The sequence below is a fragment of the Mangrovimonas futianensis genome, from assembly GCF_021245805.1.
Taxonomy (GTDB): domain Bacteria; phylum Bacteroidota; class Bacteroidia; order Flavobacteriales; family Flavobacteriaceae; genus Mangrovimonas; species Mangrovimonas futianensis.
Map to the genome: position 1 here is coordinate 177,362 of NZ_JAJJNF010000002.1, position 23,473 is coordinate 200,834.

21 protein-coding genes are annotated in these 23,473 nt (G+C 37.4%); 11 read left to right on the top strand and 10 right to left on the bottom strand.

Features of this window, described 5'->3' with window-relative positions:
- Positions 1-2 precede the first annotated feature (2 nt).
- A complete protein-coding gene (locus LOK78_RS03575; RefSeq protein ID WP_166956973.1) occupies positions 3-1,142 on the top strand; it encodes an ATP-binding protein in 1,140 nt (379 codons plus the stop codon).
- A gap of 287 nt (positions 1,143-1,429) precedes the next feature.
- On the opposite strand, the gene LOK78_RS03580 is transcribed toward LOK78_RS03575, so the two are convergent.
- From LOK78_RS03580 to LOK78_RS03595, 4 genes are all read right to left on the bottom strand, one after another.
- Entirely contained in the window at positions 1,430-2,419 is a 990-nt protein-coding gene (locus LOK78_RS03580; protein WP_232633702.1) for an aspartate-semialdehyde dehydrogenase, read from the bottom strand.
- A 122-nt stretch (positions 2,420-2,541) separates the two neighbouring features.
- The gene (mscL, locus tag LOK78_RS03585) at positions 2,542-2,943 is read right to left on the bottom strand and encodes a large-conductance mechanosensitive channel protein MscL (protein ID WP_053970908.1); all 402 of its coding nucleotides are present in this window, start codon (positions 2,941-2,943) and stop codon (positions 2,542-2,544) included.
- A 65-nt stretch (positions 2,944-3,008) separates the two neighbouring features.
- A complete protein-coding gene (gene alr / locus LOK78_RS03590; protein WP_232633703.1) occupies positions 3,009-4,115 on the bottom strand; it encodes an alanine racemase in 1,107 nt (368 codons plus the stop codon).
- A complete protein-coding gene (locus tag LOK78_RS03595) occupies positions 4,081-4,755 on the bottom strand; it encodes a thymidine kinase (RefSeq protein WP_053970906.1) in 675 nt (224 codons plus the stop codon). Before LOK78_RS03595 ends, alr begins: the two co-directional genes overlap by 35 nt.
- A gap of 103 nt (positions 4,756-4,858) precedes the next feature.
- Here LOK78_RS03595 and LOK78_RS03600 point away from each other — a divergent pair, with 103 nt between their 5' ends.
- Entirely contained in the window at positions 4,859-5,593 is a 735-nt protein-coding gene (locus LOK78_RS03600) for a DUF8457 domain-containing protein (RefSeq protein ID WP_166956969.1), read from the top strand.
- Here LOK78_RS03600 and LOK78_RS03605 read toward each other — a convergent pair.
- Positions 5,590-8,982, bottom strand: coding sequence for a DUF7933 domain-containing protein (locus LOK78_RS03605; RefSeq protein WP_232633704.1), 3,393 nt, complete (start codon positions 8,980-8,982; stop codon positions 5,590-5,592). The two genes, LOK78_RS03600 and LOK78_RS03605, sit on opposite strands and share 4 nt — an antisense overlap.
- Positions 8,983-9,072: 90 nt before the next feature.
- On the opposite strand from LOK78_RS03605, the gene rsmI reads away from it, so the two are divergent.
- A complete protein-coding gene (gene rsmI, locus LOK78_RS03610) occupies positions 9,073-9,744 on the top strand; it encodes a 16S rRNA (cytidine(1402)-2'-O)-methyltransferase (RefSeq protein WP_232633706.1) in 672 nt (223 codons plus the stop codon).
- Between the two features lie 57 nt (positions 9,745-9,801).
- Here rsmI and LOK78_RS03615 read toward each other — a convergent pair whose 3' ends face one another.
- The 3 genes from LOK78_RS03615 to LOK78_RS03625 all read right to left on the bottom strand — a co-directional run bounded on the left by LOK78_RS03615 (position 9,802) and on the right by LOK78_RS03625 (position 11,453).
- Positions 9,802-10,245, bottom strand: a complete 444-nt coding sequence (locus LOK78_RS03615) for a hypothetical protein (RefSeq protein WP_232633708.1) — start codon at positions 10,243-10,245, stop codon at positions 9,802-9,804.
- 84 nt (positions 10,246-10,329) lie between these two features.
- On the bottom strand, positions 10,330-10,812 hold the full coding sequence (locus LOK78_RS03620) for a hypothetical protein (protein ID WP_232633710.1): 483 nt from the start codon (positions 10,810-10,812) through the stop codon (positions 10,330-10,332).
- 50 nt (positions 10,813-10,862) lie between these two features.
- Positions 10,863-11,453, bottom strand: a complete 591-nt coding sequence (locus tag LOK78_RS03625) for a carboxymuconolactone decarboxylase family protein (protein ID WP_232633712.1) — start codon at positions 11,451-11,453, stop codon at positions 10,863-10,865.
- Positions 11,454-11,519: 66 nt separating this feature from the next.
- Here LOK78_RS03625 and LOK78_RS03630 point away from each other — a divergent pair, with 66 nt between their 5' ends.
- The 8 genes from LOK78_RS03630 to LOK78_RS03665 all read left to right on the top strand — a co-directional run bounded on the left by LOK78_RS03630 (position 11,520) and on the right by LOK78_RS03665 (position 22,101).
- Positions 11,520-11,942 (top strand): OsmC family protein, encoded by a 423-nt coding sequence (locus LOK78_RS03630; protein ID WP_232633714.1) that lies wholly within the window; start codon positions 11,520-11,522, stop codon positions 11,940-11,942.
- Positions 11,943-11,944: 2 nt separating this feature from the next.
- Positions 11,945-13,858 (top strand): peptide-N-glycosidase F-related protein, encoded by a 1,914-nt coding sequence (locus LOK78_RS03635; RefSeq protein ID WP_232633716.1) that lies wholly within the window; start codon positions 11,945-11,947, stop codon positions 13,856-13,858.
- A gap of 6 nt (positions 13,859-13,864) precedes the next feature.
- Positions 13,865-15,550: a single-stranded-DNA-specific exonuclease RecJ gene (recJ, locus tag LOK78_RS03640; protein WP_232633718.1), complete on the top strand. Its 1,686-nt coding sequence runs from the start codon at positions 13,865-13,867 to the stop codon at positions 15,548-15,550.
- A 27-nt stretch (positions 15,551-15,577) separates the two neighbouring features.
- Entirely contained in the window at positions 15,578-16,681 is a 1,104-nt protein-coding gene (locus LOK78_RS03645; RefSeq protein ID WP_232633720.1) for an OmpA family protein, read from the top strand.
- A 69-nt stretch (positions 16,682-16,750) separates the two neighbouring features.
- Positions 16,751-18,025 carry an MFS transporter gene (locus LOK78_RS03650; protein ID WP_232633723.1) on the top strand — a complete coding sequence of 425 codons (1,275 nt, stop codon included), beginning with the start codon at positions 16,751-16,753 and terminating at the stop codon, positions 18,023-18,025.
- Between the two features lie 362 nt (positions 18,026-18,387).
- The gene (locus tag LOK78_RS03655; protein ID WP_232633725.1) at positions 18,388-18,597 is read left to right on the top strand and encodes a hypothetical protein; all 210 of its coding nucleotides are present in this window, start codon (positions 18,388-18,390) and stop codon (positions 18,595-18,597) included.
- Positions 18,598-18,666: 69 nt separating this feature from the next.
- Complete coding sequence (locus LOK78_RS03660) at positions 18,667-19,407, top strand: GLPGLI family protein (RefSeq protein ID WP_232393726.1); 741 nt, start codon at positions 18,667-18,669, stop codon at positions 19,405-19,407.
- A 15-nt stretch (positions 19,408-19,422) separates the two neighbouring features.
- Positions 19,423-22,101, top strand: coding sequence for a carboxypeptidase-like regulatory domain-containing protein (locus LOK78_RS03665; RefSeq protein WP_232633727.1), 2,679 nt, complete (start codon positions 19,423-19,425; stop codon positions 22,099-22,101).
- A 14-nt stretch (positions 22,102-22,115) separates the two neighbouring features.
- Here the strand turns inward: LOK78_RS03665 and LOK78_RS03670 are convergent, their stop codons facing one another.
- Positions 22,116-22,868, bottom strand: coding sequence for a UDP-2,3-diacylglucosamine diphosphatase (locus tag LOK78_RS03670; RefSeq protein WP_232393724.1), 753 nt, complete (start codon positions 22,866-22,868; stop codon positions 22,116-22,118).
- Positions 22,869-22,936: 68 nt separating this feature from the next.
- A complete protein-coding gene (locus LOK78_RS03675) occupies positions 22,937-23,386 on the bottom strand; it encodes a 6-pyruvoyl trahydropterin synthase family protein (protein ID WP_053970890.1) in 450 nt (149 codons plus the stop codon).
- Between the last annotated feature and the right edge of the window lie 87 nt (positions 23,387-23,473).

Below are 23,473 nucleotides of genomic sequence, written 5' to 3' on the forward strand. Positions count from 1 at the left end.
TCATGATTAACAAACGCTTGCTCATTAAAAACTTATTGGCTCATAATGATGAGAACAGTTTTTATGACAAAAAGCGTCGAATTGATATTTCGCACAAAGAAGGGAAAGCCAAATTCTTAAAGCATATTTGTGCCCTCTCCAACAGCAACCCTAACAACAATTCCTTTATTGTTATTGGAGTTGAGGACGAAGACAATCAAATTGTAGGGACTGATTTTTTTGATGATAGTAAAATTCAAAACTTAATCAATGCCTATTTGACCAATCCCCCTATCGTACAATATGAAAACATTCCGTTTCCTCATTTGCCAGACGACAAAGTAGTGGGTTTGGTAACCATTAGAGCTAAAGGGGACAACAAGATAACTTCCCTTAGAAAGAATATCTGGAAGTACTATGGAGGGTCCGTTTTCTTTAGGGATGGCAGTATGAGTATGCCCAAAGTATTTGATATCGAAATCAAGGATAACAATTCCAGTATTGTTGCTGATATTGAAAGGCATGCCCAAAACAACATAGAACACACTCTGGATGGCGTCTTTGATTTCATGAATACCCGAAAAGATTTTTCGCCCCAATACAAGGTCTTTAAGGAGTACTTCGTGGTATGTTGGGCTGGCCTGAAGAAAGTGGTTAAAGAGGAAGTGTTTTTCTCCCGGGTGGATATCAAGTTAATTAACGAGCAGGTTAGACTTTTTTATTCCAATCTAGACGAGGTTTCTATTAAATATGACGAAAACACATTTAAGATTATTGAGTATGTTCGTTTGGGACTTCAGAATTCCTATAAATATTACCCACTTGAAGAAACCACAATTGAGTTTAAAAACAATGCTACCTACCACATTAAAACCGATTTATTGTTCCAACCACCACAATATGACAAAAGGGTACTCTATCATATTTATAATACAAACAATAACCTTCTGGAGAAATTAAAAAAAGGAATGAGTTTAAGCAACCATGAGGAACACGACCTCAAAAACTTACCAATCACCTACCTCCTTTGTTATTTTAATCTATTTCATGATGCTATTGACAAACTCATTGAAATTAGACCTTACCTAAAGGCATACAATGAGGAAATATACACCTTATACAAAGACGCCATGAGAATTCTAAGAAAGGTGAAATACAGTTAATCCCAATAAAATACACATCTAAGCAATTTATCAGATTTTCATGCTATTGAAAGATTTTTAATGTCTGGTTTAAAATTAATAGCGACATTTGGAATGCTATTAATCGATTTTACAGACCTGCCTTTATGAAATTTAAGTGGTTCATATGGCAGGTTTTTGTTTGCCTACTTTTCTCCCCTATTGACAATCTATTCATAACCGAGCAACGATTAATTAATATATGAGGTGAAAATAAAAAACCACCTTAAAGAAGATGGTTTTCACATGTATTATATTTTTGGAAGTGATTATACCAATTCCTTTTCTACTAGATATTCAGCAATTTGAACTGCATTGGTAGCTGCTCCTTTTCTTAAGTTATCAGCCACAATCCACATGTTCAACGTATTGGGTTGTGTTTCATCCCTTCTAATTCTTCCTACAAACACCTCATCCTTATTGTGCGCATAAATAGGCATTGGATAGGAGTTAGCTCCCGGATTATCCTGAACGATGACACCTGGAGTTTCACTTAGCAAAGTTCTTACATCAGCCAAGTCAAAATCATTTTCAAACTCCACATTCACAGATTCACTGTGCCCACCAGCCGTTGGAATTCTAACTGCTGTCGCAGAAACTGAAAACGTTTTATCATCAAGAATCTTTTGAGGCTCACGCGCCAATTTCATCTCTTCTTTAGTGTATCCATTATCTTCAAACACATCACAATGAGGAAGCGCATTTTTAAAGATAGGGTAAGGATAAGCCATTTCGCCTTCCACACCTTTTACTTCATTCTCCATTTGATTGACCGCCTTTACACCTGTACCAGAAACCGATTGGTAGGTTGAAACTACCACACGCTTCATTCTGTATTTGTCATGTAATGGTGCCAATGCCATCACCAATTGAATGGTTGAGCAATTAGGATTGGCAATAATTTTATCTTCCTTTGTTAAAACTTTGGCATTGATTTCTGGAACTACTAGTTTTTTGGTAGGATCCATTCTCCATGCTGATGAATTGTCTACAACCGTAGTTCCAACTTCAGCAAACTTAGGAGCCCATTCTAATGAGGTTCCTCCACCTGCCGAAAAAATAGCGATTTCAGGTTTTAACTTCACAGCAGTCTCCAAACCAACAATAGTGAACTCCTTATCCTTAAAGGTCACCTTTTTCCCTACACTTCTTTCCGATGCTACTGGAATTAATTCAGATACTGGAAAGTTTCTTTCTTCCAAAACTTTCAACATCACCTCGCCAACCATACCTGTGGCGCCTACAACTGCTATTTTCATGATTTAAAAATTTAATAAGCTACAAAAGTAATTAATATTCAAATTTCCATGAATTTTAATTACAAAAAAGAACCACCCGTATTGGGTGGTTTTAGGTTTAGAATATATAGTGTAGCGAATAATTATTTCTTTAATAAATCTCTTATTTCTACCAACAATTCTGTTTCAGTTGGACCTTTTGGCGCTTCTGGAGCTGGCTCTTCCTTCTTTTTCATTGCATTAACAGCCTTAACAATCATAAACATTACAAAGGCTACAATGATGAAATCCAACAAGTTGGTCAAAAACTCACCGTACATAACAGCCACTTCTCCTACCTTTTCACCGGCTTCATTTAAAGTACCCTCTTCTACAACGTACTTTAAGTCCTTGAAATCGGTTTTGAAAATCAAACCAATTAGTGGGGAAACGATACCTCCAGTAAATGAAGTAACAACACTATTAAAAGCAGCACCCATTACAAACGCGACGGCGATATCCACCAAATTGCCTTTCATGGCAAATTCTTTAAACTCTTTTAACATAATAATATTGATTAATAGTTAGAACTAGTACGAAAATAGAAAAAAACCAATCCCTAAAACAAAAATTATGAGATAATCTTTCTTTTAACGCGCTGTGATATAGCGGTTAACAACTCATAGGAAATGGTGCCTGCTCTTTGTGCCAATTGATCGGCAGTTGAAGCCATTCCAAAAACCATAACTTCATCACCTTCTTCACAGTCAATATCGGTAACATCCACCATGATCATGTCCATACAAACATTCCCAGAAATATATGCCTTTTGACCATTAATCATCACATAACCTTTTCCTTTTCCATACTGTCTGCTGATACCATCTGCATGACCTACTGGAATAGTAGCAGTCCTCGTAGGCTTCTCTACAATCAACCCTCTGTTATACCCCAAGCTATCCCCTTCGTTTAATTGATGGATTTGAGAGATCACCGATTTTAATGTAGCTATTGGCCTGAAATGTTTATTCTGCAATTCCGAATTCCCAAAGCCATATAAACCGATACCACTTCTTACCATATCAAAATGCGCTTCCGGATAGTTTAAAATACCAGAAGTATTGCACATATGCTTAAGGACTTTGCTTCCTAATTGGCTCTCAAAAGTTTCTGCTATGCTTTTAAACAAATTAATTTGCTTTCCTGTAAATTCCTTTTCATTCAGATCTTCACTAGCACCCAAATGGGATAATATGGATCGTACTTTCACAGCTTTTGTAGCCTTTAAAATTTGAATGATTTCTGGAACATCTTGCCCATTAAATCCCAGTCTATTTAAACCTGTATTGAATTTAATATGAATGGGATAATCTATTTGATTGCCTTCTTCAGCTGTTTTAATAAACGCCTCAAGTACTTTAAAACTATAGAGATTCGGTTCCAAACATCTCTCTATAATAGTATTAAAATGAATTGGCTGGGGATGCAATACCAAAATAGGTTTTGTTATACCAGAATCCCTCAAGGCAGCTCCCTCATAGGAATAGGCCACCGCAAAATAATCAGCTCCTAATTTCTCAAGTTCACCAGCAATTGCAGCCGCATCACTACCATAAGCAAAGGCTTTTACTACAGCCAGAAACTTGGTGTTATTTGAAATTTGGGATTTTAAATATTGGAAGTTATGAGCTAGAGAATTCAGGTTAATCTCCAATAGGGTCTCCTTGGTCTTCGGCATGGTCTTCTTTAGATTTATTAATAACCACTTCAGGATCATTTACCTTCATGTTCCTTACTTTGTCACGCAACATAGCTTTGTAAAAGGCAGCCCTACTCAAAGGCTCGTACTCATCAACCTCTCCCAACAAAACCAAATCGTCACTCTTTGATTTACGGTAACTATATTGGGCCAAGTTTCCTGTTCTCGTACAAATGGCATGCACTTTAGTAACATACTCAGCAGTTGCCATAAGATGCGGCATGGGTCCGAATGGATTGCCTTTAAAATCCATATCCAAGCCAGCTACTATCACGCGTACCCCCTTATTAGCAAGATCATTACAAACCCTTACAATCTCATCATCAAAAAACTGGGCCTCATCGATCCCTACCACATCACAACCATCTGCCAAAATGGGAATATTGGCTGCAGCGGGTACAGGTGTAGACCTTATCTCATTGGAGTCATGAGACACCACCTTATCCTCATCATAACGTACGTCTATAGCCGGTTTGAAAATTTCAACCTTCTGTCTGGCAAACTGGGCGCGCTTCAATCTACGGATCAATTCTTCGGTCTTACCCGAGAACATAGATCCACATATCACTTCAATCCAACCAAATTGTTCTTTATGATTTACCGTATTTTCGAGAAACATTTTGTAATTTTAACACTAAATCAGGGTGATGACTCGTTCTGTATAAAGGTGGCGTAAATTTATTAAAAAACAAAAGCATATATTGGATTAAATCTTAAAAGTTATGAAGAAGAAGTTGGAAGCTGAATTGATGAGCATTGCCCATAGAATCCTTAAATTAAAAGGAAAGGATGATATTGACAAAATGCATCGTGAAGTAGCGGCGCTGTATGAAAAACTTACGGTTTTAAAATTTGCTAGAGACAATTTTCAAGAAGATTTACCTACCATAGAAAGTGATTCTTCATTTTTTGACCTCATTAATATAGCATTCAATCACAATATTAGCGACAACATTGAAATTGATGATAAAATCTACATTAATTTGGATGATAATGAGCATGAGGAAATTATGGAACCTGCCATTGAAAAAATCAAGGATATGGTAGCTCACATGCCTCAAGAATCTCAACAGGTAGATGAGCTGTTTGAAAAAGCCATCCCAAATCAACCCAAATACCACAAAAACGATTTTGACGAAATAACGGCGGACTTTAAAGAAACACCCGTTTTTGAGCCGCTCTCCAAACAAGGCAACGGAAAAAAATCTCTAAACGACCATATTAAACGTGGTGGTTTCACCATAGGCTTAAACGATAAACTGGCCTTTATCAAGCATCTGTTTGGTGGTAACTCACAAGATTATGATCGTGTCATCTCTCAAATTAACACTCTGGACGATTTTGAAGATGCAGAAAATCTTATCCAAAACATGATCAAACCAGATCATAATAATTGGGCAGGAAAAGAAGAATTTGAGGAACGATTTATGGAAATTATAGAGCGTAAATTTAATTAATACGTCAAATACACCCACCCAACCACGGGTTTATCCAAAGCATCAATCTCTAATACATAGTAATAGGTTCCTACTGGTAAAAGGGTTTTGGGGTCATGCAAGATTCCTTGGTTTGGTTTTCCATTCCAGTTATTGTCATAATTCTCTGTTTTGAAAACGGTGGTGCCATATCTGTTAAAGATTCGGATGTTATTGGAACCATAATCCTGAAGACACGGAATCACAAAATAATCATTGAATCCATCATTATTGGGAGTAAACGCCTGAGGTATCTCCAAACAATTGTCCAAGGTTATCGATGCCTCATCGGTATTGTTGGTCTCATCCCTATCTGTTTCCAGAAGCCCTGTTAAGGAAGCCACATTAGTAAGCTCTGAAGATGAAACGATGGTAGTTTCCAGGGTTAACGTTTCTGTTTGCTGGGGCGCCAAACTGGAAAGACTCCAAATGTAAGTCGTTATATCAAAAATACCCGCACTCACCTCATAGTTATCCACCACAAAACTGGCAGGAAGCATCTCGGTTATTTCTATATTATTCCCTGTAGAAGAACCATTATTTGTGACTTGGATGGTAAACACAACACTTTCACCGAGTGAACTTTCACTTGGTTCAACTGATTTGATTACAGCGATATCGACATCTGTAGTATCCTCTAAAACAGTAAGCTCTGCAAAGGTTTGGGTTGCATCAATATTCACGAGGTCACTAAAATTAGTATATGAATTGACCAAACTCCCCGCCTCATTAGCTGTTATCTCTACTGAAAATGTACAATTCGAAATACCTTGTGGGATACTCAAGTTGGTAATTCCCACAAACGTATCGCCTATATCACCAACAAAATCACCTGTGGCCCCATTGGCCATGACCCAAGTGGGAGGCTCATTTAGTACCATTCCAGTGGGAAGATTATCCACAAACGCAATACCCGTTTGTTGCGGACTGGTAGAGGTGTTATTTATTGTAAATGTCAAGGTAGTTTGCTGCCCCTCATAGATCATATCTGGATCAAAGGACTTCACTAAAAATGGAGCAATTACTTGCACATTACTGATGGATGTATTGGTTTCTGGACTCAACTCTTCATTATCATCTTGATTTGGAATTGCAGAAACCGTATTGGTAAAAGCGCCTCCAAAATTTGGCGCCAAAACCGGTATAACTATTCTGATAGTAGCATTGGGTTCCATGAATGATATCAATCCAGTAAGTGTATTACCGTTAATTTGTAAATTGGAAATACAAGCTGCGTTTCCATTGGTCACATTACATGTTGGCGTCCCATTTATGGTGAATTCATCTCCTAAAATGTTTTCAAAATCAATATTAATGGCATTATAACTGGAACTACTATTTGAAATATCTATAATCCAGTCAAACTGCTGATTGACATTAACCTGTGGATACTCTGGAAAGGTCTGGACTACCAAATCCACACAAGGAGCTAAATAGGTCTTTGCAGAAGCCTCATTATTATCCTCATTGCTATCAATAACCTGATCGTTAAAAAATTCAATTGTTGCATGGTTCTCAACATACATGGGTATTCCCGAGCAACCGGGATACCAATCGACAACAACCTGAAAAGTAACCGAACTTTCACCTGGTAGTATCCAGTTATCTTCCGCTAAAATTTCCCATAAAACATCATTTTCATTATTATTTGGAATTCCGTCAAAAACCTCTCCAACATAGACGTGATCAAGGGGTAAACAACTAGCAGTGCCTGTTGTGGAAACACAAGCTACCGATACCAGCGTACCTGTAAGATCGTTACCCCCTGCACCTATTATATAATCCTCTAAGGCAATGGGAACATCCACTTCCGAATTATTAAAAGCGGTAATTTCATAGGTGATTTCCCCCCAATCAGCTGTATTATTCTCATCACTCCCTATGGGTAATGCAGGATCTATTTGTGATTTAGTTATGTAAATATCCTCAGAGGGACATAATGGAGCTGCCGGAAAGCTTAAGTAATCACTTTGGGCGCTATTTTCATTGTTTGAATCAAATAAATCACTCTGTAAGATATTGGTGCCACTCCTTAAATGAACTTGAATATCTTCACCATCTACAGAACATTCTGGTTCTATAAAAATAAGTGTGCTGGTGATGGTAATCGTAGTGTTTGCCGGCATCAAAAAGTTCTCGCTCGTCCAAAAAATATCATTTTGAGTCAAGGTTACATCTGAACAACTAAGGTTTCCCGTTGTATCAGTACATTCCAATGATACAATCTCCCACTCTACAAATGGCGTTAAATTTTGAAGAAAAAAAGCGACGTAAGCATCCAAAGGGCCATCATTACAAACTGTCGTGGTAAAGGTGATTTCCTCTCCCCAATCCAAAGACTCTGAAATATCCGGATTAATTTGAACGGTGTCTATACAAATATCTGTTACGTTACATACCTCACTTTCCAACAAGGTTAAAGGAATGGTGTTGGAAAAATTTGACGACTCGTTTTCATGATTCAATAATAATTGGATGGAACTTCCTACCTCAATGGGTTGTAATTCAAATGCGCAAGATGCCCCAGTAATTTGGTATTGCACCTCAAAAGTCAAGGACCCTCCGGCAGTAAATACATTGGATGTTCCCATTGTAAAAATTGTTTCAACCGAATTGACTTGCGCCGTGGATCCCGATACACCAGAAAGATCTATACAAGCCATCCCATTCGTAGCCCCAATACACTCTATCGATTCAAAAGCAATAATAGGACTTCCATAAATTAAAGGGGTATTAAGGGTCATTATACCAGAAAAACTACTCAAAGGGTAGTCTATGATACTGTTGTTTGTTATGGTAAATTGGTAAGTTACTGTTTCCCCCCAAGTACTTATGCCTGTTCCTGGAGAGGGATTTATTTGGGTATTAGTTACAGTAAAATCTATAGGTACATCCACCACGTTCATAGAAATAATGGACTGGTTATTTCCTTCATTGATATCGGTTGTGCCACTAGGAGCTATAATTTCCGCAGCGATAGCAATTCCACCCAAGTACGAAGGTGCTGTAACCATTAATTTGATTTCTACGCTTGAATTATTTGGCAAACTAGGAACTGTTCCTGTTAGCACATTACTTCCTCCCAAATTAAAATCGGTTGCTAAACTAGCTCCTCCAACATTATTTTGTGACAAATAAGATTCCACAGTTACCGTATCACTCAAGTCAATAGAAAAGGTGGCGTTGCTTACAGCCCCTCCAGAATTACTTATGGTAACAACATATTGAAAATCTTCAAAAATATGGACCTGCGACACATCACTTCCTTCCAAATTTTGTGCCGCAACCGAGACTGATAAATCTGTGGTCTGTGAAAAAATAAACGGCATACTGAACAGGAAGAAACAGAATAGTAAGATCCTTTGAAGCATAAGTTGGTTTTATAGTAGACGTCAAATTCCTTTTTTGGTTGCGTTAAGATACCCTAAAAGATTGTAAATTTGAACATTCAACCTTACAAAATGAGCAAACTCTATATTGTTCCTACTCCCATTGGAAATTTAAAAGACATGACCTTTAGAGCCATTGAGGTCTTAAAGGAGGTCGATTTGATTCTTGCCGAAGACACCAGAACTTCTGGTAAATTGCTCAAGCATTTTGAGGTTACAACGCCCTCCCAGTCACACCACATGCACAACGAACATAAAACGCTAGAGCGCTTAATAGAACGCCTTAAAGGCGGTTCATCTATTGCCTTGATAAGTGATGCCGGCACCCCAGCCATTTCTGACCCTGGGTTTTTATTGACCCGTGCCGCTATAGAAAACAACATAGAAGTAGAATGTTTGCCTGGGGCTACTGCCTTTGTGCCTGCTTTGGTAAATAGTGGCTTACCGAACGACAAGTTTGTATTTGAAGGCTTTTTACCTGTTAAAAAAGGGAGGCAAACCCGCTTGACCTTGCTTGCCGAAGAACCCAGAACCATGATTTTTTATGAGAGTCCGCATAAACTTCTTAAAACCTTAGGTCACTTTTGTGAGTACTTTGGTGAAGACCGCCAGGTATCGGTATCTCGCGAACTTACTAAACTGTATGAAGAAACCGTTCGTGGTACTGCCAAGGAAGTCCTGGAACATTATACTGCCCACCCACCAAAGGGAGAAATAGTTGTAGTGGTAGCTGGGAAAAAGTGATAATTTATAAAGACATTTGAATACATCGTGGATATAGATGCTATTGAGTAAACTTTTTTAAAGGGCTTCTTCTGAAAAAATTATATTAGGAATCTTAGGATATCTTTTAGCTAGACCACATTGCCAGCAATCTGTTGAGAAAAGTCCAATTTCGATTAACTCCCATTTATTGTTTTTATTCATAAACAGTCCTTCTACATGACAACAATCATAAGAATTATCCGGAAAAATCAACTCTTTTCCATTCCTTTCAATTGCATCTCCTTTGAACCACGCATAATTTCCCAATAGTTTAAAATGATTTACTTTAAACAATACTTCTTGGTTAATATCCTGTTTGACTTCAATTCTTAGAAGGTCAAGCATTTCTTTTCTCTCAGTGGCGTTTTCACTTGTTTTTATTTTAAAGTCAATAACCTCTTGTGAACAAACTTTCAGGCTAAAACCAAGCATTAAAAATGAGATAATTATAAATTTTATTTTTTGCTCCAAGTGTTTCATTTCTAAGGCACTTAACTTGTTATTCGAACATAAATACACTTTTACCATTATTTCTATTGGTGAAGAGGTATTTCGATTTGTTGCTTACCGCAATCTTACAAAATAGGCCACTTCCTTAACAGGTTTATTATCTCCTTCAAATACGATTCCGTCTTTTTCAAAATCGGTGATTATCTCCATGGAGTTTTGGTCCTCAGAAAACACAAAGACCTTGGGAGAATTAGGGTAGGTAGATGATATTTTGTCTCCATAATACCGTTTCATTTCCCTTTGATATTCTTGTCCTTCTCTTTTAACCCAAGTACCTTTTGTTATCTCATTTCCGGGTAAATCAAAACGATCAGTGTCCTCATTGTAAAGGTATTCCCTAAAGACAAGGGTTCCATCTCCGTAGTAGGTAAAGGTTTTATGAAAGGTATGCTTTCCCAGCGCCCTGTCTTTTATAGTGCCATCTTCATATTCCCAAACCAATTTGGTCATTTTCCAAGTGCCTATTATAGGGTCTTTAGCCACCTCCAATTTGGGAGTCATTAAAACGAAACAAAGTGTCAAAAGAAGTGTTTTCATAAGAATTTAGTTAGGTTATGTTAGTTATAAACAGCTCAACATCAAATTAATTATAGATGCTTCCCTTTCTCCCAACCATGCTTCCCTAGATATTGTTCTCCGCTTGCTACAGCACCTTGTTCAATTGTTGTCGCCATACTATCATTCCACCGGTTTAGATAACCAAATAAAGAAATTACACCTAACATTTCTACAATCTCCCCTTCGTTCCAGTACTCATATAGTCTAGTTTTTATATCGCTGGTCATCCCATTGGGTACCTGGGAGGCCGCCAAACTAAAATCCAATGCCACTCGCTCTGCTTCACTAAAAGCAGGATGCGTCCTGTAATCCCAAATGTTATCCAGTTGTTCTTGTTCGGCTCCATAGCGTTCTGCCGCCCTTATGGCATGGGCTTGACAGTACCTACAACCCGTAGCATTACTACTTACCCAGGCAATCATTCGCTTTAGAGCAGAAGTAACCCTCCCTTCATTGGCCATAACGGCTTTGTTAAGGTTTATAAAAGCTTTTGAAATGGCGGGTCTATGCTGCATAGTCAACACAGAATTAGGACAAAAGCCCAAGGTTTCATTAAAGAAATTAGCCAATTCTTTGGTTTCTAAATCATGGTCTGCTGGTAAGGGTGTAACTAACGGCATAATTGTTCTTTTTTAGATTTTTAAGTGGTATTTTTGAAACTTCAAGTAACAAAAAATTTTATTTAGATGACAGATTTAGTGACAACTCAATGGGAATCAGGGATGCTATTCGAATCAAACAACCCTAGTGGCAACACCTTTTTTATAGAAGCCTCTCCAGAACATGGTGGACAAAGTGAAGGCCTGCGCCCAAAAGCTTTGATGCTGTCGTCATTAGCAGGGTGTTCTGGCTTGGATGTGGTGTCTCTGCTTAAAAAAATGAGAGTTGAATATACCAAGTTCAAAATAGATGTACATGGAGAACTTACCGAAGAACACCCAAAATACTACAATAAAGTGTTGGTAGAATATCACTTTCACGGAAGCGAATTGGATAAAAAGAAAATTAAAAAGGCGGTAGATTTATCAGTTGAAAGATATTGTGGCGTCATGGAAATGTTCCGTCAATTTGCTGAAGTAAAGATTGCTATCCATTACCACAATCACTAACTATGAAATTAAGAATTTTAATAGGGTGCTTCCTCATTCTTGGAGGCACCCATTTTCTATTGGCCCAAAATATATCCCATGTCATTTCCCATAATCAGGAAGTCATAGTCACAGACCCTTCCAAAGGAGAAAACAGTTATAAACATTGGGTGAAATTTCCTAGTAAAAAACAAGATATCAGGAGCATCATTTTAAACTTAACTTTTGAGTGTCCTGATTCCATCAACTGCGCCCACTGGGATTATGCCGACAAGATTAACATCCGTTCCAAAAAAGACACCACCGTTTATGAAATTGCCAGGATGCTGACACCTTATGGTGCCTTTTATCAAAAGGACTGGAGCTTCAAATGGCAATTGGATGTCACTGATTTCAGCATGTTACTTAGAGATGATATTGAAGTGGAATACATTCATACGGGTTATGAAGACAACAAACAACGAGGCTGGAAGATTACTGTTGATTTTGAAATCACTTTTGGAGAACCTGTTGCTCATCCTTTAGCCATCCATAAAGTGTATGATGGCAAGTTTCGATATGGAGATAAAAACAACCCCATTGAAAGCCACCTAACTCCTCAAAATATCAAACTTCATAAAAAAACGAGCGTTGCTAAAATTAAAATTCTGCATACCGGACATGGTATGGACGCCAATGGTTGCGGTGAGTTTTGCAGTAAATATCGAGAGGTGTTAGTAAATGATAAATTAATAGATCATAAAGATGTTTGGACGAGCTGCGGCAGCAACCCTTTATATCCCCAAGCTGGCACTTGGATTTTTGATCGGGCCAATTGGTGTCCCGGATATTTGCTGCAACCCGATGAAATGGTGCTACCCATAGAAAAAGGGCAACCTTTTGTGATGGACATCAACATGGAACCTTATGAAACCGAAGACCCTAGCGCAGATGAAGTCATCACGGCCTATGTGATTGAATATGAAGCTCCCAACAATCAAAACGATATAACCCTTTTGGAGGTCATCGAACCTTCAGGATCGGATGTGAACAGCAGACGAAATCCTACTTTGGGCTATCCCATTATCAAAATAAAAAATAATGGTTCTAAAACATTGGAGAGCTTAGACATTCAGTATGGTTTGAATGGTGAAACTCAAAAAACCTACCAATGGAACGGTCATTTAGCATTTGCCGAAACACAGGAACTGAAACTCCCTGAAATCATTTTTACAGATGAGGAAACTGCTATGTTTCAAATCCGTTTAAGTAAACCCAATGGGGAAAAGGATGCTTTTTCTCATGACAATTCTTTGGAGACCGAGTACAAACGTCCTGACTACCTCCCAAAAGAGTTTATTGTTTATTATAAAACCAACCAAAAACAAAGTGAAAACATCTATGGTTTCACAAATGCTGAAGGGCAGTCTATTTTTGTAAAAGATACCACCGAAATCAAACCCAATAAAGTGTATCGGGATACCATCCGACTAAAAGAAGGTCTCTATCAATTTAAATTGACCGATAGTGTAGGTGATGGTCTTGATTTTTGGTACCATGATACGGCTGGCAGAGGAGAAATTAGATTTGAGGATTTACAGGGACAGGCTATTAAACACTTCAATTCCGATTTTGGAAATGATATCGTTTATAACTTTAAAGTCGATTTAACCAAGACGTATCATATGGATAAAGCTGAAAAGGTGACGGCTTTTCCTAGAAATACATATGGCCCAGTAAGCATTGATTACTTTTCAAATACAGTTGGAAAAGTGACCATTAAAATTGTTGATAGAGAAAAGGAGGACCAAGTATTTGAAGAACATCATTATCCAAATTTTAAATCTGGACCAATTGATTTAAATTTATCGTATCTTCCTAAGAACCAATATTACAAAGTGGTTGTTTTAAAAAACGATCAAGAGATTTATTCAAGTTATATCAGAGTCAAAGAATAATTGCCCATGCGTTGGACCATCAAACCCAAACCTCAACCAGAAAAAGTAGCTACCCTTTCCAACGATTTACAGGTGGAAAGTGCAGTTGCGAGTTTGCTGGTTCAACGCGGTATTGAAACCTTTGAAGAAGCCAAAACCTTCTTTCGTCCAAGTTTGGATGATTTACATGATCCGTTTTTAATGCAGGATATGGATCGAGCTGTTGAACGTATTGAAACAGCTCTAACCAATGGCGAACGAATTTTGGTTTATGGTGATTATGACGTTGACGGCACAACGGCCGTTTCACTAATGAGCACCTATTTAAGGACCCGGACTGATTTGGTGGCTACCTATATTCCTGATAGGTATGATGAAGGCTATGGGGTTTCTTTTAAAGGCATTGACTTTGCCCATGATAACGAATTCAGTCTCATCATTGCTCTGGATTGCGGGATCAAGGCAATAGATAAAGTTTCTTACGCCCAAGAAAAAGACATCGATTTTATTATTTGCGACCACCACAGGCCTGGTAAAGACCTTCCAAAAGCCTTGGCTGTTTTGGATCCCAAACGAGAAGATTGCAATTATCCTTACAAAGAATTATGCGGATGTGGTGTCGGTTTTAAATTGATTCAGGCCTTGGCTTCCAAACAGGGAGAAACGCCAGAAGATCTTACCGAATATCTCGATTTAGTAGCTACTGCCATAGGCGCTGATATTGTCCCTATTACAGGAGAGAATAGAGTCTTGGCCTATTTTGGTTTGCAGGTGATCAACACCCAACCCAGACCGGGATTTGAAGCCATTATTGCTCAAGTAAAAAAAGACCAATTGACCATCACCGATGTGGTGTTTATTATTGCACCTCGTATCAATGCGGCTGGACGTATGAAACATGGCAATCATGCCGTGGAATTATTGACAGAAACAGATTATTCAAAAGCTGTAGAATTTGCAAAGGCTATTGAAACCTATAATTCTGATAGAAAAGAAGAAGACAGCCGTATTACAGAGGAAGCGCTGGAGCAAATTCTGGAGAAAAACGAAATAGAACGCTACACAACGGTCGTATATCAAGATTCTTGGCATAAAGGAGTTATTGGCATTGTCGCCTCCCGTTTAACCGAAACCTACTACAGACCCACTCTGGTGTTTACAAAAAGCGGTGATAAGCTTGCAGCATCGGCTCGATCGGTGAGTGGGTTTGATGTTTATAATGCTTTAGAAGCCTGTAGCGATCACATTGAGCAATTTGGCGGACATAAGTATGCTGCTGGGTTAACGCTTAAAGAAGAAAACTACGAAGCCTTTAAACAAGCTTTTGAAGATGTGGTTTCAAACACCATTGACAAAACCCTTTTAACCCCTGAAATTAAAATTGACGCCCAGATTCCTTTAAGTGAAATCACCCCTAAGTTTTACCGCATTCTAAAACAATTTGCACCCTTTGGTCCAGGTAACATGACTCCCATTTTTATGACAGAAGACCTGCAAGATACAGGTTATGGTAAATGTGTGGGAGATGGCACGCACCTCAGAATTACTGTCAAACAAAATGACAGCGACTCCTTCGTGGCCATAGGCTTTGGATTGGGTGAGAAGTTACCTCTTATCGAAAAACCAAAAACCTTTAAAGCAGTCTATTCGGTAGATGAAAACCACTGGAACGGACAGACTTCCTTGCAATTAAAATTAAGGGACATAAAATAAGTGAGTCGTTTTTTCGTTCCGCTTGTTATGAGATTTTTCTTTCTTTTTCTATTTTGCTCCGGACTTTATGCTCAAAACTTGGTTTTAAATCCCAGCTTTGAAGATCATAAAAACTGCCCAGAAAGCATTGGCTATATCAGCCTCAAAGAAGGAGGCAATGGTGTAAACCATTGGTTGCGCCCAACAGGTGGGACACCCGATTATTTTAATGAGTGTAGTCAGATAGTAGGTTACAAAAATTTCAACGGGTACCAAAAAGCGAGAACAGGAAAGGGCTATGCTGGTTTTTATGGATTTGCCTATGGAAATTACCGCGAATACATTCAAGGAACCTTGGCCACCACTTTAGAAAAAGACAGCACGTATCAGATCTCATTTTATGTCAGTCTCGCAGAACTATCCAACAGAGCCATTAAACATTTTGGGGTTTATTTTTTAGACCATCAATTGAGTAACATTAATTATGATAGAGCCATCAATGCTAAAAGGATTGCAGAAAAATCAAGTAATGTTAGTTACAGACCTATTTTTAATAAGGGGTATGTAAATGATAAAACCCAATGGGTAGAAATAAAAACCACTTACAAAGCCAAAGGGTTTGAGACCTATTTTCTTATTGGCAATTTTGAAAGCAATTTGAATGCTGATGTGGAAAAGCTTGAAAGCAATGAATTGAAGCCCATGGGATATTACTACATTGATGATGTCGAGATAAAGCTCCTTCATCCAAAACCGATAAAACAGATTGAAAAACCTATAAAAAAGTTTTTAGTAACCTTTGAAGAACAAACAGTCTACACCTTAAAAAATGTTCTTTTCGAATTTGATAAATCCATCCTCCTTCCAAAATCCAAAGACGAATTGAATGCCCTTTACGAGCATTTAAAAAAACATCCCAAACTGTCTGTAGAGATTTATGGTCATACAGATGACGTGGGAACATCTGAAAGAAACCAAGAGCTATCTGAACAACGCGCCAAAGCCGTATCAGACTATTTGATTCAAAAAGGTTTGGATTCGCAGAGAATTAAATGGTTTGGTTTTGGGAGCTCCAAGCCCAAAGCAAGTAATAAAACGGATGCTGGACGGGAGCAAAACAGACGGGTAGAATTTAAACTTATAGCCTCTTAATTTACTTCTAATAGAATTCCTAAACCCAATTTCTAATTGTACATTTGAGTTTCCAATTCCCAAAACCAAATGGCCAAAAAAGACCCATACGCTTCACTTCGTATAAAAGAGTTCAATATATTCCTTATTGTCAGGTTTGCATTGGTTTTTGCCTGGTCCATGCAATTTATTGTGATTGAGTGGGAAGTGTATTCCATGACCAAAGATCCCTTTTCATTGGGTATCATCGGATTGATGGAAGTTGTACCCGCGGTTTTAATGGCGCTTTATGCGGGCCATTTTGTCGATCAGAATGAAAAACGGAATCTACTCATCAAGTGTATTGTAGCGTTTTCATGTATCAGTTTTGCCCTATTCCTTTTAACCTGGGATCAGATTGTGGCCGACTGGAACTCCAAGCTCATCCTGTATGCCATTTACTTTTTGGTATTTCTTGGTGGCTTTGTTCGCGCTTTCATTGGCCCTACGGTATTCTCCCTAGTGGCTTTGATTGTTCCCAAAAAACTTTACCCTAATGCGGCCACTTGGAGTAGCTCTACCTGGCAAATGGCTGCCGTAATGGGACCTGCCCTAGCTGGGTTTTCCATTCACTGGATAGGGGTTCATTGGACCATGCTTTTTATTTTTGGTTGCGTAGTCTTAGCGCTGGCTGCGTTATTTAATATTTCCAAAAAGCCCATTCTCAATCCTAAAATTGGGGAATCGGTAGGAAAAAGTTTGAAAGAAGGCATTCAATTTGTGTTTGGAAACCAAGCCATTTTAGGAGCCATCACCTTAGATATGATTGCTGTTTTGTTTGGAGGTGCCGTGGCCTTATTGCCGGTTTTTGCCCAAGACATTCTAAAAGTAGGCTCCCAAGGGTTTGGCGTTTTGCGGGCAGCACCCGCAGTAGGCTCTTTGCTTACCATGTTGGTAACCGCTTACATACCTTTAAGCAAAAAAGCTGGATTTAAGTTGCTTGGAGCCGTGTTTGGATTTGGGGTAAGTATTATTGTTTTTGGTTTGTCCCAATACTTTTGGATCTCCTTGGCCGCTTTATTCTTTAGTGGTGTGTTTGATGGTGTTTCGGTGGTGATTCGGCAAACCATTTTACAGCTCAAAACACCTGACCACATGCGCGGACGCGTCTCTTCGGTGAACTCTATTTTTGTGGGCTCCTCCAATGAATTAGGAGCGTTTGAAAGTGGTCTAACAGCAAAACTTATGGGAACCGTCACTGCAGTCGTTTTTGGAGGCACCATGACTTTATTAACCGTAATCACCACTGGTTTGGTCTCACCTTCCTTTAGACGATTGGATTTAACCAAGGATATGGAAGCGCATGAGGAGGAAGACACCCCATAAATTATAACATCCTGTAATTCAATTATTATACATTACGGGAAAAACCGTAATGGAAACCCCAACTTTTCGATGAAATACCTGTTTTTTGTAAAAAAAGTTGTACAGTTAACTTTTTTTTTTTTGTAGGTTTGATCGTCTCGATTTGATAACGTAAACATTTGAAGCCGTTTACAATATCATGGAGAGACAAGTTGTACAACCTAACTAGCGCTAGTTTTTTTTCTCCCTTAAAACTAATAGCGCCAAAGGCTTCAACCTTTATTGGCTTCAAACAAAAGGCTTCTAAATTTTAGGCTTCAACAATACAATTTGTTTAACCAGTTGGCTACACAATGATTTGGCCAACCAAAAGTTTAGAAATTATGAAGAAAGTAATTAGCAGTGTTTTATTAACACTTTTTATGTTTGGCCATATTAATGCCAAAGTAATGATAAAGGAAAAATCATGCGAGGATCAGGCATTCGATGCTGCAGGTGCCAACTACGAGATTTTTCAAGACAGCTTTCTTGCTGGAATGGTATTTAATGCTGTTTATAATGATTGCATGGGCATAGAAGAAATTGGGGAGTAATTAACATCCAAAGCCATATTGCAATTTAATTTCAGCAATATGGCTTTATTAACTTCAAACTGACATATCATGAATCTCAAATTTTTATATAGTTTTTTTCTCTTTTTTATAACAGTTGTCTTAACTGCTCAAAATACAAATGGCAGGGTGGTCTACAGTGTAAGTTTAGACCCCTTTTTTAGCTTAATGGCAAAAAAATTTGAAAATGAACCAAATCATAAAGGCCTTAAATTATTCCAGCAAGCTACTAAAATCGCTTCAAGTTTTGAATGTCAATTACTGTTTAACAACCATTTATCAAAATTTGAATTAATAAACAATATGGTTCTTGATAAAGACGAACGCCTACAATTTATTGCTGAAAGGATGGTTGTTAAAGGCGAATATTATACTAACCTTATCAAAAGCTTTCAGGTTTTAAAAGATAATTCTGGCAAAGAACTTTATATAAAAAGTTCTATTGATACTGATTGGACTCTCTCTAAAGAAACAAAAAATATAGGTAATTATGTATGTTATAAAGCCACCAGCTACAAACAACTACCGTCTAGTAAAGCATTAGTTACAGTTTGGTATACACCGCAAATTCCTGTCGCTTTTGGCCCTAAACAGTTTGTCGGGAATTTACCTGGCTTAATTTTAGAATTTGAAGATAACGCAGTCCATTTTATAGCCAAAAAAATTATGCTAAACCCTAAAAAAACTATAGAAATATCATGGCCAGGTGCAGAAACCATTTCTAAAGAAGAACATGAAAGACAAACAGGTAACAGCTTTCAACAGTTAAAAGAGAGCTATGGCCGAGATTAATAAGAAAACAAATGCATGAGATGTTTTTTATTAATAGTTTTATTGGGTTTGTTTTCAACTATAGTATTCGCCCAAAATGTTACAGTTACTGGTACTGTTAAGGACAGTTTACAAACCCCTTTAGAGTATGCGAATATTTTAGCGATACCAGAGGCCGAAAATGCTGCTCTTAGTTTTGCAATTACCAATAAAAAAGGGCTTTATGAATTAAAACTAGAATCCAACCAAAGCTATGAGGTAACGGTTAGCTATTTAGGTTATCTTTCTCAAACTATAAACTTAGTTACCAAACAAAGTGACTTAACCCAAAATTTTATTTTAAAAGAAGATCCCAACCAACTGGATGAGGTTAACCTTAACTACACCCCTCCTGTAACAGTAAAACAAGACACCATCATTTATCTAACCGATAAATTTGTTACTGGCGAGGAACGTAAACTACGTGATGTCTTAAAAAAGCTCCCTGGCATAGAAGTAGATCGAGACGGTAATGTTACCGTAAATGGAAAAAAAGTTACGAAGGTATTGGTAGAAGACAAAACCTTTTTTACGGGCAATAGTAAGTTGGCCGTAAACAATATTCCGGCAGATGCTGTAGATAAAATAGAGATGTTGGATAATTACAGTGAGGTTGCTATGCTTAAAGGTTTGGAAGATAGTGACGACTTGGCTATGAACATTAAGCTTAAGGAAGACAAGAAAAAGTTTGTTTTTGGGGATGTTGAGGCTGGAGCTGGTGTTAAAGAACGCTATGTCGTACACCCTAATGTGTTTTATTACAGCCCAGAAACTACGGTTAATTTTATAGGCGACCTAAACAATACGGGAGTTAAGAGTTTTACATTTCGAGATTATTTAGAGTTTGAAGGTGGTTATGGTAAACTACTGGAAAATGCCGGAAGTTATTTTAGTCTATATAATAGTGATTTTTCTAAATACTTAATTAATCAAGATTTTAAAGCCAACACCAATCAATTTGGCGCTGCCAACATAAGACAATCCTTAAGTAATGTAACTGACGTAAGTGGGTATGTAATAACCAATAGTGCCAAAACAGAAACCCTGAACGAAACCAACAATGCGTATTTAAACAATGACATGCCTTTTGTTGAAGATAGGACCAGCACCAATAACATAAACTCCTTTTTTACCATCGGTAAAATAACATTGGATTACGAACCCAGTTTTGAAGAAGATTTAGCCTATAACACCTTTATAAAGGTTAGTAACAATGATAGCCACGGGTTGATAAATACCATTAATCCAAACCAAGACAACAGTATAGAAACCAAGACGGACATCAAAAATATTGACTTTAAGCAACACATCAACTACAGTAAAAAACTGTCTAAAAGCCATACAGCTACACTAGAGGCCACTTATAACTTTCAAAATGACAAACCCATTACCAATTGGCTAACCAACCAACAAATTTTACAAGGTTTGATACCTTTGGAAGACGATACGTTTTATAATATTCTTCAAACCAAAAAAGTAAACTCACATACTGCAAATGCCATTGTAAAAGATTATTGGGTGCTCAATAATTTTAATCATTTATATAGCAATGTAGGGGTGAATACCCTATTTAATAATTTCTTTACCAATGATGAGCAACTATTATCAAATGGTAGTATCAATAATTTTTCGTCTGCCGGTTTTGGTAATGATTTTAAATACCAATTTGTCAACACCTTTGTTGGTTTGGAATATAAATTTCAAATAGGGATTGCTACATTTAAGCCTGCCGTATTTTATCAATTTTATTTATGGAACACCTATCAGGAAGACTTTGAAGGTGCTAAAAACAAAGGGCTTTTGCTACCACAATTTACAACGAAAATTGAGTTTAATAATAGTGAAAAGATCAACTTTAAATATCAGTTGAATTTACGCTTTCCGTCAGTTGATTACTTAGCCAGTAATTTTATTTTGTCCAGTTTTAATAGTGTTTTTAAAGGAAATCCTAATTTAGAGGACCAACGGTATCATTCGCTTGCTTTAAGTTACTATAAGTTCAGTTTATTTAAGGGATTGAACCTAAATGCAGGTGTTAATTTCACTAAGAAAGTTAAACAGTTTAAAACCATTACCCAGTTACAAGGTATTGACCAATATAATACACCCATTTTATTTGAACAACCCGAACAAACATGGACCATTAATGGTGGTATTTCAAAAAAAATAAATAAGATTCGATACAAGTTTAAAAGTCGATTTGCTTACAATGATTTTTACCAGATCCTAAACAATGAAACCAACTTGAATGTGTCTAAAAACCTTTCATCAACTGTTAGTCTTGAAACATTTTTTAAGAATTTTCCAAATGTAGAAATAGGCTATACTAAAGCTTTTAATAATTACAAGGCTCTAGGAAATGACACAAAATTTACCAATGACACCTTTTTTGTCTATATGGAATACGATTTTTTAGAAGATTTTATTTTCAAAGCAGACTATAATTTAGATGTCTATAAAAACAATGATGCCCAAATAAATAATCACTTTGATAATGCCAACACCTCATTATTTTATCAAACCGAAGACAGCCCTTGGGGTTTTGAAATATCCGTTTCCAATTTATTTGATACAAAATTTAAGCAAAGTAATTCTTTCTCCAACTTTCTAATATCTGACAGTAAAACGTTTATCATGCCTAGAATCATGATGTTTAAAGTAAGCTATAAGCTTTAAATACTCCCGTTAGGTCAATAAGTTTTTAACTCCATCTTCTCCCCATCAAAAACACCATAGGTATAATAGCCAATCCAGTCTCCTAAATTGATGTATTGGGAATTCCCTCCTAGGTCTATTTCCAGTGGTAAGTGCCGGTGACCAAATACAAAATAATCAATGGCATTGGTCTCCAGTTTTCGTTTACAGTATTGCACCAACCACTCGTTATCTTCCCCTAAAAATTTAGCATCTTCTTCTCCAGATATCAATTTGTTTTCCACCGAAAGGTAGGTTGCCAATTTAACGCCCAAATCGGGATGTAGCCATCTGAATAGCCATTTACAAAAGGGATTGGTAAAGACTTTTTTCATTCGTTTGTATCCTTTGTCCCCAGGGCCCAATCCGTCACCATGACCAATTAAAAATACCTTGTTGTTAAAAACAAATTCTTGAGGTTTGTGATAGACTGGAATGTTCAGTTCTTCTTCAAAATACCCATTCATCCATAAATCGTGGTTGCCCACAAAGAAAAAGACAGGAATTCCTGAATCAGTGATTTCAGCCAGCTTTCCTAAAGTTCGGGTAAAACCCTTTGGAATAACGGTTTTGTATTCAAACCAAAAATCAAACAAATCACCCAACAGAAAAATGGCGGCTGCATCCTTCTTGACTTCATCCAACCATGCCACAAACTTCTTCTCCCTAGGCAATGACTCTTTGTATGTGGGAGCACCTAAATGGTTATCTGAAGCAAAATATATTTTCTTTCCGGCGGGGATTTTCATATAGTCGATACTAAATGGCGCGTACCTTTTGACGGGCTAATTGCGACAATTCAATTTATCAAATTTAATTAATTATCGCTTGCATACCATTCGGCATAACTGGAATCTGTTTCCTGCAGTCTTAAGGAGTGCAATTGGATATTCTCTGGCAATCTGCTTTTTATTTTTTCTGAAAAATCTATGACCATACGTTCGGAAGTGGGTTGGTAATCTACCAACAATACATTGTGGCCACGACTCTCCAATTCCCTTGCCAACTCCACATGTGGCGTGTTTTTATTAAACACGGTAGCATGATCAAAGACATTCACGATTTCTTCCTTGACGATTTTTTTTAAATCCCCAAAATCGATTACCATTCCATATTTCACATTGGTAGTATCTTCTATAGGCTGCCCAATGACGGTCACCGCCAATTTGTAACTATGACCATGAACGTTTTTACATTTTCCATCGTACCCGTATAAAGCATGTCCTGTTTCAAAGGAAAATTGCTTGGTAATTCTTATTTGGCTCATCACTAAAAAAATTTCACTGCAAAGGTATTGAATTTGTAAAATCTATGGGTTTTTAAATTACATTTGCGCACTTTTTGTGATTGAAGT